7 protein-coding genes are annotated in these 14,529 nt (G+C 43.2%); all 7 read left to right on the forward strand.

Features of this window, described 5'->3' with window-relative positions; genetic code table 11:
• Positions 1 to 180 precede the first annotated feature (180 nt).
• The 7 genes from DXA54_RS07245 to DXA54_RS07275 all read left to right on the forward strand — a co-directional run bounded on the left by DXA54_RS07245 (position 181) and on the right by DXA54_RS07275 (position 14,396).
• Positions 181 to 2,034: a glycoside hydrolase family 13 protein gene (locus DXA54_RS07245; RefSeq protein ID WP_004299758.1), complete on the forward strand. Its 1,854-nt coding sequence runs from the start codon at positions 181 to 183 to the stop codon at positions 2,032 to 2,034.
• 197 nt (positions 2,035 to 2,231) lie between these two features.
• Positions 2,232 to 4,448, forward strand: a complete 2,217-nt coding sequence (locus DXA54_RS07250) for a glycoside hydrolase family 97 protein (RefSeq protein WP_004299757.1) — start codon at positions 2,232 to 2,234, stop codon at positions 4,446 to 4,448.
• A 105-nt stretch (positions 4,449 to 4,553) separates the two neighbouring features.
• Complete coding sequence (locus DXA54_RS07255; RefSeq protein WP_004299756.1) at positions 4,554 to 7,601, forward strand: SusC/RagA family TonB-linked outer membrane protein; 3,048 nt, start codon at positions 4,554 to 4,556, stop codon at positions 7,599 to 7,601.
• 29 nt (positions 7,602 to 7,630) lie between these two features.
• Positions 7,631 to 9,241, forward strand: coding sequence for a starch-binding outer membrane lipoprotein SusD (gene susD / locus DXA54_RS07260; protein WP_008649576.1), 1,611 nt, complete (start codon positions 7,631 to 7,633; stop codon positions 9,239 to 9,241).
• A 35-nt stretch (positions 9,242 to 9,276) separates the two neighbouring features.
• Positions 9,277 to 10,449 carry a SusF/SusE family outer membrane protein gene (locus DXA54_RS07265; RefSeq protein ID WP_004324583.1) on the forward strand — a complete coding sequence of 391 codons (1,173 nt, stop codon included), beginning with the start codon at positions 9,277 to 9,279 and terminating at the stop codon, positions 10,447 to 10,449.
• Between the two features lie 25 nt (positions 10,450 to 10,474).
• Positions 10,475 to 11,956 (forward strand): DUF5115 domain-containing protein, encoded by a 1,482-nt coding sequence (locus DXA54_RS07270; protein ID WP_032842945.1) that lies wholly within the window; start codon positions 10,475 to 10,477, stop codon positions 11,954 to 11,956.
• Between the two features lie 163 nt (positions 11,957 to 12,119).
• On the forward strand, positions 12,120 to 14,396 hold the full coding sequence (locus DXA54_RS07275) for an alpha-amylase family glycosyl hydrolase (protein WP_004305044.1): 2,277 nt from the start codon (positions 12,120 to 12,122) through the stop codon (positions 14,394 to 14,396).
• Positions 14,397 to 14,529: the final 133 nt, after the last annotated feature.

Consider the following 14,529-nt stretch of genomic DNA (forward strand, 5'->3'; position numbering starts at 1 on the left):
ATAACTATTTTCATTTTCACTTGTATTTTTCGGCATAAGGTATTAGAATATCCAACTAATTATCAGCAACATAGTCAGATAACAGGTTTATATTTCCATTCTAATCTCACAAAGGTGCACAGCATCCCCCTACATTTGCATCATCGGTTCTCCGAGCAAACAGTTAAAAATCTAGCTACCATGAAACGAAATTTGTTATTTGCTATTTTACTATTACTTCTATCGGGTTATCATCAAGCATTCGCCGCAACCAATATAAAGAAAGTGGCTCCTACCTTTTGGTGGGCAGGAATGAAGAATCCCGAACTACAAATACTTCTATACGGCGATGGCATATCATCCGCAGAGGTAAGTATTTCTTCTAATGACATCACCCTGCAGGACGTGGTGAAACAGGAAAATCCTAATTATCTGATCTTATATTTAGATCTTTCAAAAGCTATCCCTCAGCACTTCGACATTCTCCTGAAACAAGGTAAAAAACAGACTAAAATACCATACGAACTTAAACAGCGCAAAGAGAATGCTTCAGCAGTAGAAGGCTTCAACTCCAGTGATGTACTTTATCTCATTATGCCGGACCGCTTTGCCAACGGCAACCCCTCCAATGATATAATTCCCGGAATGTTGGAAGCAAACATAGACCGCAACGAACCTTTCGCCCGTCATGGCGGTGATTTAAAAGGAATAGAGAAACATTTGGATTATATTGCAGACCTCGGAGTTACGAGTATATGGCTTAACCCGATTCAGGAAAATGACATGAAGGAAGGCTCTTATCATGGATATGCCATCACCGATTACTATCAAGTAGACCGTCGCCTCGGAAGCAATGAAGAGTTTCGCAATCTCGTAAAAGAAGCCAATGCTAAAGGGCTAAAGGTAGTCATGGACATGATCTTCAACCATTGCGGTTCGAACAATTATCTATTCAAAGACATGCCTGCCAAAGATTGGTTCAACTTTGAGGGAAACTACATGCAGACCAGTTTCAAAACTGCCACCCAAATGGACCCTTATACTTCCGATTATGATAAAAAGCTGGCCATTGACGGTTGGTTCACACTGACTATGCCGGACTTCAACCAACGAAACCGTCACGTAGCCACTTACCTGATACAGAGTAGTATCTGGTGGATAGAATATGCGGGTATCAACGGAATCCGCCAGGATACACATCCTTACGCCGACTTTGAAATGATGGCGCATTGGTGCAAAGCGGTCAATGATGAATATCCTTCATTCAACATTGTCGGTGAGACATGGCTGGGCAGCAATGTACTGATCTCCTACTGGCAGAAAGACAGTAAACTTGCTTATCCGAAAAACAGTTATCTTCCTACTGTCATGGATTTCCCACTGATGGAAGAAATAAATAAAGCTTTCGACGAAGAAACCACCGAATGGAACGGAGGACTTTTCAGACTCTACGAATACCTCTCACAGGATATTGTCTACGCCGATCCAATGAGTCTGCTGACCTTCCTCGATAATCACGATACTTCCCGTTTCTACCGTTCGGAGGAAGATACCAAGAACCTGAACCGATATAAACAAGCCTTGACATTCTTACTGACTACCCGTGGAATTCCACAAATATATTATGGAACTGAAATCCTGATGGCAGCCGACAAAGCAAATGGAGACGGATTACTCCGATGTGACTTTCCGGGAGGTTGGCAGAATGACGCCAAAAACTGTTTTGAAGCAACCAACCGTACTCCGCAACAAAATGAAGCCTTCTCTTTTATGCAAAAACTGCTCCAATGGAGAAAAGGAAATGAAGTCATCGCCAAAGGCAAACTAAAACATTTCGCACCCAATAAAGGCATTTATGTTTATGAACGCAAATACGGTAACCAATCAGTCGTTGTCTTTCTGAATGGAAACGACCGGGAACAGACTATTGACTTACATCCTTATCAGGAAATACTCTCCACCTCGTCTGCTCATGATTTGCTCACAGACAAAAAGATTGAATTAAGAAATGAATTAACACTTCCAAGCCGTGGGATATACCTTTTAGCCTTCTAAGCAAGTTCACTACGACTTATATTTATCCAATGAAATCAGATAGATAAACAATTATAAAACAAGATACTAGCATTTATACAAACTTGTATTTTTATTCTAATCAAACAAAAAAGTGAAGGTGGTTGCTACATTTGCAATATCCGAAACAAACAGGAATAGAAATATCGGTTAGCTTACAATTTAATACCATAAATAGAATGAAAAAGAAAAAGTTTTTTTCGATCATCGCATTCCTTTGCATCTCATTCATTGCGAATGCACAACAGAAACTGACCTCACCGGATGGCAATCTGGTTCTGACCTTTCAGGTTAACAAAGAAGGCGCACCAACCTACGACTTGACTTACAAAGGCAAGGTGGTAATTAAGCCGAGCACTCTCGGACTGGAATTGAAAAAAGAAGATAATACCAGAACCGACTTTGACTGGGTAGACCGCAGAGACCTCACCAAGCTCGATTCTAAATCCAATCTTTATAATGGCTTCAAGCTGAAAGATGCGCAAACGACTACCTTTGACGAAACCTGGCAACCAGTCTGGGGAGAAGAAAAGGAAATCCGCAATCAGTATAACGAACTGGCAGTCATTCTGTTTCAGCCAATGAACGACCGTTCCATCGTTGTTCGCTTCCGCCTGTTCAATGATGGTTTGGGATTCCGTTATGAATTTCCGCAACAGAAATCACTGAACTACTTCGTTATCAAGGAAGAACATTCCCAATTTGCCATGGCAGGCAACCATATCGCATACTGGATACCGGGCGATTACGACACTCAAGAGTACGACTACACCATCTCCCGTCTATCGGAAATCAGAGGTTTGATGCAACAGGCGATCACTCCAAATTCTTCTCAAACCCCATTTTCACCGACAGGTGTACAGACGGCACTGATGATGAAAACAGATGATGGTTTATACATCAATCTGCACGAAGCCGCTTTGATTGATTATTCTTGTATGCACCTCAATCTGGACGACAAAAACATGATATTCGAATCCTGGCTGACACCGGATGCAAAAGGGGATAAAGGTTACATGCAGACTCCGTGCAACTCTCCGTGGCGTACGATCATCGTCAGTGATGATGCACGTAACATTCTCGCCTCCCGCATCACCCTCAACCTGAACGAACCTTGTAAGATTGCAGACGCCGCCTCCTGGATTAAACCGGTGAAATATATAGGCGTATGGTGGGACATGATTACCGGAAAAGGTTCCTGGGCTTATACAGATGAACTGACCAGCGTGAAACTTGGCGTTACAGACTACTCCAAAACCAAACCGAACGGCAAACATTCTGCCAATACAGCTAACGTGAAACGTTACATCGACTTTGCCGCAGCCAACGGATTTGATGCAGTGCTGGTAGAAGGTTGGAATGAAGGATGGGAAGACTGGTTCGGCAACAGCAAAGACTATGTATTTGACTTCCTGACTGCATATCCTGATTTCGACGTACAGGAAATCCATCGTTATGCTGCAAGCAAAGGAATTAAAATGATGATGCACCATGAGACTTCTGCATCTGTTCGCAACTACGAACGTCACCTGGATAAAGCTTACCAATTCATGGTAGACAATGGATATAACTCGGTTAAAAGCGGTTATGTGGGTAATATCATTCCACGCGGAGAACATCATTACGGTCAATGGATGAATAATCATTACCTGTATGCCGTGAAAAAAGCCGCCGATTATAAAATCATGGTCAATGCACACGAAGCAACCCGTCCAACCGGTATCTGCCGTACATATCCCAATCTGATCGGTAATGAATCCGCACGTGGAACAGAATATGAATCATTTGGAGGAAATAAAGTATACCACACGACGATTCTGCCTTTCACACGCCTGGTCGGTGGTCCGATGGATTACACTCCCGGCATCTTCGAGACTCACTGTAACCAGATGAATCCGGCAAACAACTCCCAGGTACGTTCAACCATTGCACGCCAACTGGCATTGTATGTCACCATGTATAGCCCTTTGCAGATGGCTGCCGATATTCCGGAAAACTACGAACGCTTTATGGATGCTTTCCAGTTTATCAAAGACGTCGCTCTCGACTGGGACAAAACAATCTATCTGGAAGCAGAACCGGGAGAATACATCACAATTGCCCGCAAAGCAAAAGGAACGGACGACTGGTACATAGGCTGCACAGCCGGTGAAAACGGCCACGACTCCCAATTAACGTTCGATTTCCTGGAACCGGGAAAACAATACGTCGCTACCGTATACGCAGATGCCAAAGATGCCGACTGGAAAGATAACCCGCAGGCATACACCATCAAAAAAGGTATCTTGAATAATAAAAGCAAACTGAATCTGCACGCTGCCAATGGCGGTGGATACGCAATCAGTATCAAAGAGGTGAAAAACAAATCAGAGGTTAAGGGATTGAAAAGACTATAAATAAAGGATAGTCTTAAAAAAAGTGTTTTCAATAGGTATTTTTAAAGAAACTTTTAAGAGAGAGAAATAATATTACTATATTGTTAACTTTAATTTTTTAAATGCATGAAGCAAGTTAAATTTAGAATCGTTCAAACGATTCTCCCCTTGTTAATAGGGATGTTTTTATCACTGGGCGCTTATGCACAGCAAATCACAGTCAAAGGACATGTGAAAGATGCTATGGGCGAACCCGTGATTGGCGCCAATGTCATTGCCAAGGGTACCACAACGGGTACCATCACTGACTTTGACGGTAACTTCACATTGAATGTTCCTCAAAATTCTATTCTGTCCATTACATTCGTCGGTTACAAAGCAGCAGAAATTAAAGCAGCTCCTTCGGTAATGGTCACACTGGAAGATGACTCTCAAGTATTGGACGCCGTAGTCGTTGTAGGTTACGGAACAGTAAAGAAAAACGACTTGACGGGATCAGTTACTGCCATCAAGCCGGATAAAATCAGCAAAGGAGTAACCACCAGCGCACAGGATATGATAACAGGTAAAATAGCCGGTGTGAATGTAATTTCCAGCGGTACTCCGGGTGGAGGAGCTACGATTCGTATTCGCGGTGGTTCATCATTGAACGCCAAAAACGATCCGTTGATCGTTATCGACGGACTGGCAATGGATAATAGCGGTGTGCAAGGTTTGACTAATCCTTTGGCAATGGTAAACCCGAATGACATCGAAACTTTCACTGTTTTGAAAGATGCTTCGGCCACCGCCATCTATGGTTCACGTGCTTCTAATGGTGTGATTATCATCACTACAAAGAAAGGGAAAGCAGGCAGCAAACCACAGGTGAACTATGAAGGTAACGTTTCCGCCGGTATACTGCAAAAGACAATAGACGTAATGGATGCCAATGAATTCAAAGGATACGTATCCAAACTTTATGGTGAAGGAAATGCTCCAAGCCCCTTCGGTGAAGCAAACACTGACTGGCAGAAAGAAATTTTCCAGACAGCCGTTAGTACAGACCATAACGTGACTGTAAGCGGTGGTTTGAAAAATATGCCTTATCGTGTTTCTTTCGGTTACACCAATCAGAATGGGATCCTGATGACATCTAATTTCGAGCGTTATACCGCCTCCGTCAATCTGACACCCTCTTTCTTTAAAGATCACCTGAAGTTCAATATCAATGCTAAAATGATGTGGGCCAACCAACGTTATGCTGACGACGGGGCTATCGGCGCAGCTTTGACCATGGACCCGACCCAACCTGTATATGACTCTTCGGACATGTACAAAAACTTCGGTGGATTCTACCAACCGACCAGTGACGGTAGTTCATATAACGATCCGGAATGGCCGCTTACACTGGAAAGTAATTCAACCGCCAACCCTGTTTCCCTACTGAAACTAAAGAAACATACTTCCAGAAACACCAGTTTTATCAGCAATGTAGAAGTAGACTATAAATTCCACTTCCTCCCTGACCTGCATATCCATGCTAACGTAGGCGGTGACTACTCGGAAGGTAAGGAAAAGAATGTAAATTCACCTTATGCCCCGGGCTCTTATTACTATGGTTGGAACGGGACTGACTACGGCTACAAATATAACCTGTCGGTGAATGCCTATGCACAATATTCCAAAGAAATCGGGGATCATTATGTCGACGTAATACTGGGTGGTGAAGAGCAACATTTCCACTATACCGGATATAAAGTCGGACAAGGAACAAATCCGTTAACAGGCGAAGCCTACAATCCGAATCTGCGCTCACAAACAGCCTGGGGACATCACAGTACATTAGTTTCTTATTTTGCCCGCGTAAATTATACATTACTTAGCCGTTATTTGCTGACAGCCACTTTCCGCCAGGACGGTTCTTCCCGTTTCTCTAAAGACAACCGTTGGAGTAGCTTCCCTTCTGTTGCTTTGGGATGGAAACTGAAAGAAGAAAATTTCCTGAAAAACGTAGAAGTATTGTCAGATCTGAAACTCCGCCTCGGATGGGGTATCACGGGTCAGCAGAACTTAGGCGACGATTATGATTTCCCTTATATGGCACTGTACCGCGTCAACGCAGCCGGAGGTTATTATCCTTTCGGGGATACCTATTATGGCACTATGCGTCCTAAAGCTTATAACGAAGACCTGAAATGGGAAGAGACAACGACTTATAACGCAGGTTTCGACTTTGCTTTCCTGAACGGACGTATCTCCGGCTCGATGGATTACTATTACCGGAAAACCGACGATTTAATCAATACCGTAAAGATTGCGGCGGGGACTAACTTTAATACCCAACTGATCAGCAACATCGGTTCATTAAAAAATACGGGGCTTGAATTCACCATCAATGCCAAACCTATTGTAACCAAAGATTTTGTCTGGGACTTGGGATATAACATCACTTGGAACAAAAATGAAATCACTAAACTGACCGGAGGAGATGATTCTAATTACTATGTAGAAACCGGAGGTGTATCTACTGGTATTAGCGGTGCAACCTGCCAGGTACAGAAAGTAGGTTATCCGATGAACTCATTCTTCGTTTACCAACAAGTGTATGATAAGGATGGAAAACCGATTGAAAACATGTTCGTAGACCGTAACGGAGATGGTGTCATCAACGCTTCGGACAAATATATCTATAAAAAACCTGCCGCTGACGTATTGATGGGACTGACTTCCAAATTCACTTATAAAAATTGGGATTTAAGCTTTGCCCTCCGTGCCAGCCTGAATAACTATGTGTACAATGACGTACTGGCCAGTAAATCCAGTGTCGGCAAGGGAGGAATCTTTAATCATGGATACTATTCCAACCGCCCGACAGCTGCCGTGAATCTGGGATTTGAAGGAAAGGGAGACTATTATCTGTCCGATCGTTTCGTTGAGAATGCTTCATTCTTGCGTTGTGATAACATAACAGTAGGTTATAGCTTCAAAAATTTACTGAAGTCCCAGGCTTATAAAGGTATCAACGGCCGTATTTACGGTACTGTACAGAATCCCTTCGTTATCACCAAGTATACAGGACTCGATCCTGAATCGGTTATCAGTTCAGGAAATGATGCCGGAGTAGCAGGTATTGACAGGAACATTTATCCTCATCCGATCACTATCCTGTTCGGGCTAAGTCTTCAGTTCTAAGATTGTAATTTATTAAAAAGTAGACTATTATGAAGTTCAAATATATAAAATCAATAGTTTCAGCAGCGTTGTTCCTTAGCCTGACCACCGGAATGACCTCCTGTATCAATGACCTGGATATATCTCCAATCGATCCTCAGATGACTGCCACCTTCGACCAAGATATGTACTTTACCAAACTATACGCTTCACTGGGACTTACCGGACAAAAATTGAGCGAAGATCCGGATATCGCAGTAAAGGACGAAGGTCAATCCTGTTTCTATCGCGCTCTTTTCACTAACAATGAATATGGCACTGATGAGATGATATGGACCTGGCAAGAAAATGCCGGTATCCCCGAACTAACTTATATGCGTTGGAACTCCTCTCATCAGCAGACAGAAATATTATATAATCGTTTAGCATATAATATCACACTCTGCAATTTCTTCCTGGATCAGATCGCCGGAAAAGAGGATGCTACCTCCGTTCAGCAACGTGCCGAATCCCGTTTTCTCCGTTCCTTATTTTACTATTATCTGATGGACACCTTCGGAAAAGCTCCTTTCACCGAACACTTCTCCAAAGAGAATCCTCCTCAAAAGACGGCCTCCGAACTGTTCGCTTATATTGAAAGCGAACTGGAAAGCATCGAAAATGATATGAGCGAACCGCGTCAAGCTCCTTTCGGACGTGCCGACAAAGCTGCTTGCTGGTTGCTGCGTGCCCGTTTGTATCTCAATGCCGAAGTATACACCGGACAACCGCGTTGGAATGATGCTATCACCTATGCCGGCAAAGTGCTCGATCCCTCCAATGGATACGGATTGTGTGGAAATTACGAACAACTTTTTATGGCAGACAATGATGAAAATCCCGATGCTAAAAAAGAAATCATCCTTTCTATCCGTCAGGATGGTGTACAAGCAAAGAGTTACGGAGGAAGTTACTTCCTGATTGCTGCAACGCAAAAGAGCGACATGCCGAATCGCGGAACAAATGACCCTTGGGAATGTATCCGTACACGCAAAGCACTGGTTGACAAGTTCTTCGCAAACAGTGAGGATATTCCTTTCACCGAATATACCGATAATAAATGGCAGAATGTGAGAGATGTGCAGGCTGCTGCAAAAGATGAACGCGCCTTGTTCTATACAACCGGTCGCAAAGCCGAACTGGAAAGTGTAGGTAAATTCACCGACGGACTTTCATTTATGAAATGGAGTAATCTGCGCTCGGACGGACAACCCGCTCACGATGCTAAAATTCCTGATACGGACATTCCGTTCTTCCGTTTGGCGGAAGCTTATCTGATTCGCGCGGAAGCCTATTTGAGAGCAGGCGGCGCAAATGCACAACAAAATGCCTGGTTGGATATCAAAGCCCTCAGAGACCGTGCCAAAGCAACAGAAATACCCTCTGCCAATAACCTGACATTAGATTATATTCTGGATGAACGTGCCCGCGAATTGTATCTGGAAGGATTCAGACGCACAGATTTGATCCGTTATGGCTATTTCACCTCAAGCACCTACCTCTGGGATTGGAAAGGCGGTTCCTTTGAAGGAAACGGTGTGAGTTCGATCTATAATCTCTATCCGATACCGAAAACAGAAACGCTGACGAATACAAATATGACTCAGAATCCGGGATATTGATAGAACCTTTATTCACGTTTTAAAGACTGAAAACAATGAAAAACCTATATAAACTATTTACATTGACAATGGGGCTACTAGCTCTGTCCGCCTGTGAAGCAGACCGTGACAGCAACCCTGTGTTGAACGAACCGGATACGTTCGTACTGAATGTGCCAGCTTTTGCTTCCAACAACGTGTACGACCTTAAAAACTCCGAATCATTGGAATTAACCTGTACACAACCGGATTACGGGATTCCGATGGCAACCACTTATTCAGTACAAATTTCACTGGAAGAAAATTTCGTTGACGCTCATGCAGAGACAAATACGGAAGCTAATTATACAACTTTGGGTACTACCCATTCTTCTGCCAAAATGGAAGTGAAAGCTTTAGAATTTGCATTGGCACTGGGAGACTTGTGGAGTGCATCCTCCGATGAAGAATTTCCGACCACTCCCATACCCGTTTATGTACGCCTGAAAGCGGAACTGACCAATAGTGGTCGTGGCATCGCTTTTTCGAATGTAATTGAACTTCCCAAAGTATTGGGATATAAAGCTGTACCGCCTCTCGAATTACCTTCCAGTATATTTATCAATGGCTCGATGGCAGGTAGTAATTGGAGCAACTGGGTGCCTTTGGCAGCAGTAAACGGAATGTCCAAGTTCTTCGGTTTATTCTATTTCGGAGGCACTGATATGTTCAAGTTCGGTACTAAAGAAGGAGAATACATCGGATTCAACGATCCACGTCTGACAATAGCCTCGGATGCATTCACCGGATCGGATGATGGATTTGGCGGACAAAATATCAGCGTTAATGTCACAGGCTGGTATACAGTGATCATGTCTGTAAGCATCAAAGGGACTGATTATGCCTTTACGCTGGATATTGCTCCGGGCGAAGTTTGTCTGATAGGCAATGCTATAGGAGATTGGACATTCGGCGATAAAGGCAAATTCCAAGCACCAACAACGGCAGATGCAGACTTTGTTTCACCGGTATGCACCGGAGGCGGAGAATTGCGTATGTCCGTCAAAGTTCCGGGAGAAGACTGGTGGCGTACGGAGTTCGCTATACCTAATGGAAAAATCGTGTTCCGTGAAAACAAAAGTGTGATTGACAGTTGGTCGGAAATAGGTCCTGAATATGCGATAAACGTTAAGGCAGGGCAGAAAATAAATCTGAACTTTGTTCAGAAAACAGGTTCCGTTACTCAATAATCGTTAACTTTAATAACTGAATATCATGAAAAGATTATCATATATGGCGTGTCTGTTGCTTGCTTCGGCAGCTTTCACCGCTTGCGATGAAGATTTTAAGGACTGGGCTGATCCCCAGTCCAATCCCCAGGAAGAAGCTATAACTGCAATGGTAGATATAACTCCGGTTGCCAGTATGAAACTTGAAGAACAGCCGGGCGATTCTGTGGTAATCGCCTCTGTTTCTTCGATTGCAGAAAACTTCTCACTCACAGCTTGTAATATAGAATTAGTTGCCGAAGGGCAGATATTAAATCTACCGTCAAAAGTAAAAGATGGGAATATAAAAGTCAGGTTGACAGAACTTGACCAAAAAGTGGCAAGTTTGTATAAGTCACAAAAATCTTTAGAGCGCGAAGTCACTTTAAAGCTGACACCGGTAGTCATGACAACCAACGGTGAAGCAACTTCACTGACTGAATACCCGGAAATGCAATCTGCCATCACTCCGGTCGCAACTCCGGCTGTGGATACGGAATACTATATAGTAGGTGATCTAAACAGCTGGCAGATGGACAAATCGACAGCCACAAAGCTCGAAGTAGACAAAGACAATCAGTATCTCTTTTCAGTAGTCGTCGAGTCGGAAGAGAAGTTTGATTTCAAGATTGTCCCGGGAAGTGCGATAGAAGCTCCGGATGCCTGTCAAAGAGCCTTGGGTGCTTCCAAAGTAATAGAAGATCCGGATCCGGGATTATTGGCTTTCAGGGATAAAGAAGGAGCCGACCCGGATAATCTCACCTGCGCCGGCGGAAAGAAAATGAAAATTACGATTAATGTAGAAGATTATACATACACAATCAAGGAGGATCTACCCGAGCACATGTACATCAATGGATCTCCGTACAGTCTTGGGTGGGATTGGGCAGTAGCTCCTGAAATGGTTCCTGTCACACAGACTCCCGGAATGTTCTGGAGTATACAATATTATACGGCGGGAGACCAAATCAAGTTTGCTCCGGTTAGAAAATGGGAAGGAGACTTTGGTTATGACGAAGAAATCTTATCTCCGGAAGCAATTGATTTCGCCGAATTAACATCCTCAGGAGGCAATATTGGCATTGGTAAATCCGGATGGTATCTGGTAATTGTCGCAGTGACTACAGAAGGAAAAACAATTTCATTCCGTTTGCCGGAAGTTTACCTGTTGGGAGGTGTAATTAACAATTCGTGGAATTGCGATGAAACGACCTTGTTCAGGATTCCGACCGATAAAACAAGCGACTTCATATCACCGGCAGCAACCGTTACAGGCATGGCACGTATTTCTACTACGGCTGTAGATGCCGGAGGCTGGTGGAAGAGCGAATTTACACTTGATCTGGCTAATGAAGGCGATGGTACTATCGTTTACCGTGAGAATAAGAACGTATCGGATAATCTAAGCGAACTTGGCTACGAATGTAATGTAAAAGCCGGTCAGAAAGTCCATATTAACTTTACGACAGGCAAAGGTAAAGTCGAATAACTATCAGACACTCTTAAACAGCACAACGAGTAGAATCAATTACGATCATATCTCAAGTCTCCCTCTTCGGGAAAGAGGAGATTTGAGATATGATCGAAATCTGACACACTCAAAGCTAAATATAGTACCACTACATTGGAAGAAGAATTCTAAAATAAGGCTTATGAAAGACTTTAAATATATTTGGCTCCTTTTATTGCTGATACTCAACAGCTTTGGAGCTTGTTCAGATGATGATCCGTTGATGCCGGGCGAGCGTCCTTCGTCCGGAACTGATCCTGCCCCGGAAGAACAAGTTCTCCACGACGGATTTAATTTTGATCCGGCTATTCCTAAAGCGGATGAACCACTGACTATCACCTTCAAAGCACCCGAAGGAAGTAACTTCTATGGTTACGCTGACGACTTGTACTTACACTCCGGAACAGGAGCAAACTGGACAGGTGCACCTACATGGGGAGATAATCAGAATAAATACAGACTGAAAAAGACAAAGGACAATGTGTGGAGTATCACCCTTTCCTCATCTATCCGCCATTTCTATTCTGTTGCTCCATCTACTCCCTTACAGACCATTAACCTGATTGTACGTGATGCGGAAGGTAGCCAACAAACCTACGATTACGCAACTTTAGTAGAAGATAGTCAAAACGGATTTATCTGGGAAGAACCGCAAAAAGCCCCTCTCCCCATATCCGGAGAAGAAAAAGAGGGTATTCATATCCATTCGGCCACTTCGATAACGCTTGTATTATATGATAAGGACAGTCAGGGCGGTCATAAAGATTGTGTATTTGTAACAGGTAATTTCAACAACTGGAAACTGGATAGTCGCTACATGATGAAATATGACGAAACAAACCATTGCTGGTGGATCACTCTGGAGGAATTGACTGCCGGTGAAACACAGTTCCAGTACTTTGTGTACAGTGCTTCGGATGGCGGTACTTACTTGTGCGATCCTTATTGTGAGCAAGCATTGGAAAAGGGAGTGGATACCAACTTTCCCACTGGCGCACAAGCACCTTACGTATCAGTCGTAAGCACAAACCCACAACCCTATCAATGGAGTGCCGGAGAATTTGAGATGAAGAATAAAGAAAATCCGGTTATCTATGAGCTCTTGTTGCGAGATTTTACTTCCAGTGGAAATCTGGCAGGAGCAATGGAAAAGCTGCCTTACTTAAAAGAACTGGGAATAGATGCTATCGAACTGATGCCTGTACAAGAATTTGCAGGTAATGACAGTTGGGGATACAACACCGGACTATACTTTGCACTGGATGCCTCGTATGGAACTCAAAATGAATATAAAGCTTTTATTGACGCCTGCCATCAGAATGGAATCGCCGTTATTTTCGATGTAGTCTACAACCATACGAACAATGATAATCCGTTTGCCCGTATGTACTGGGATACGTTTAATAACCGCCCTTCCACTAAGAATCCATGGCTGAACGCTGTAACACCGCATCAGAAGTATGTTTTTTCACCGGATGATTTCAATCACACTTCAGAACAAACAAAAGCTTTTGTCAAACGCAACCTGAAATATCTGTTAGATACTTACCACATCGACGGTTTCCGTTTCGATTTCACCAAAGGTTTCACACAGAAACAGACAACAGGTGATGATGATTTGGCGGCAACCGACCCTGCTCGTGTATCAGTACTGAAAGAATACTACGAAGCCGTAAAAGCTGTCAAAGAAGATGCAATGGTTACCATGGAACATTTCTGTGCAAATGAAGAAACAACTTTAGCCACAGAAGGAATTCATTTTTGGAGGAATATGAACCATTCTTATTGTCAGTCGGCTATGGGCTGGAAAGATAATAGTGATTTCTCCGGATTATATGACACCACCCGTCCGAATCAATTTGTGGGCTATATGGAAAGTCATGACGAAGAGCGGTGTGCCTATAAACAGATTGAATACGGAAATGGAGCCTTAAAAACCAACCTGTCCGAACGGCTCAAACAGTTATCATCCAACGCCGCATTCTTCTTTACGGTTCCAGGTCCGAAAATGCTTTGGCAATTCGGCGAAATGGGGTATGATATTTCAATAGACGAAAATGGACGTACCGGAAAGAAACCAGTCCTTTGGGAATATCAGACAGAGCGTAAAAGCTTGGTAGATATTTATACAAAACTAATCACTCTACGGACAACACACTCCGATTTATTCAACGCTTCTTCTCAATTTACCTGGAAAGTCAGTTATAATGATTGGGATAATGGACGTACACTGACATTGAAAGCTGTGAATGGGAAACAACTTCATGTGTATGCGAATTTCACCAATGCATCTATCGATTATACTATTCCTGAAGGTACATGGTATCTATATCTGGAAAATGGGAATCCCGTGGAGGGAGAAAAAAAGATCAGTGTTCCTGCACACGAGTTCCGCTTATACACCAACTTTGCCGAATAACGAGCGGGTGTTTTGAGCAGAAAGGAAGATTTAACTAATAAGCATTGAAGATTCTCTAACGACAAAGGCACAAAGATGGCAGGTTATTTTTCTGCTACTTCTTTGTGCCCTTGTTTTATATTTTGTTCCGTAT

The organism is Bacteroides sp. OF03-11BH (genome assembly GCF_003604005.1).
GTDB classification, from domain to species: Bacteria; Bacteroidota; Bacteroidia; order Bacteroidales; family Bacteroidaceae; genus Bacteroides; species Bacteroides ovatus.

Bases quoted from the DNA above. Each gene is read 5' to 3' on its own strand.
- DXA54_RS07245 (WP_004299758.1), top strand. From the start codon at position 181: ATGAAACGAAATTTGTTATTTGCTATTTTACTATTACTTCTATCGGGT.
- DXA54_RS07250 (WP_004299757.1), top strand. From the start codon at position 2,232: ATGAAAAAGAAAAAGTTTTTTTCGATCATCGCATTCCTTTGCATCTCA.
- DXA54_RS07255 (WP_004299756.1), top strand. From the start codon at position 4,554: ATGAAGCAAGTTAAATTTAGAATCGTTCAAACGATTCTCCCCTTGTTA.
- susD (WP_008649576.1), top strand. From the start codon at position 7,631: ATGAAGTTCAAATATATAAAATCAATAGTTTCAGCAGCGTTGTTCCTT.
- DXA54_RS07265 (WP_004324583.1), top strand. From the start codon at position 9,277: ATGAAAAACCTATATAAACTATTTACATTGACAATGGGGCTACTAGCT.
- DXA54_RS07270 (WP_032842945.1), top strand. From the start codon at position 10,475: ATGAAAAGATTATCATATATGGCGTGTCTGTTGCTTGCTTCGGCAGCT.
- DXA54_RS07275 (WP_004305044.1), top strand. From the start codon at position 12,120: ATGAAAGACTTTAAATATATTTGGCTCCTTTTATTGCTGATACTCAAC.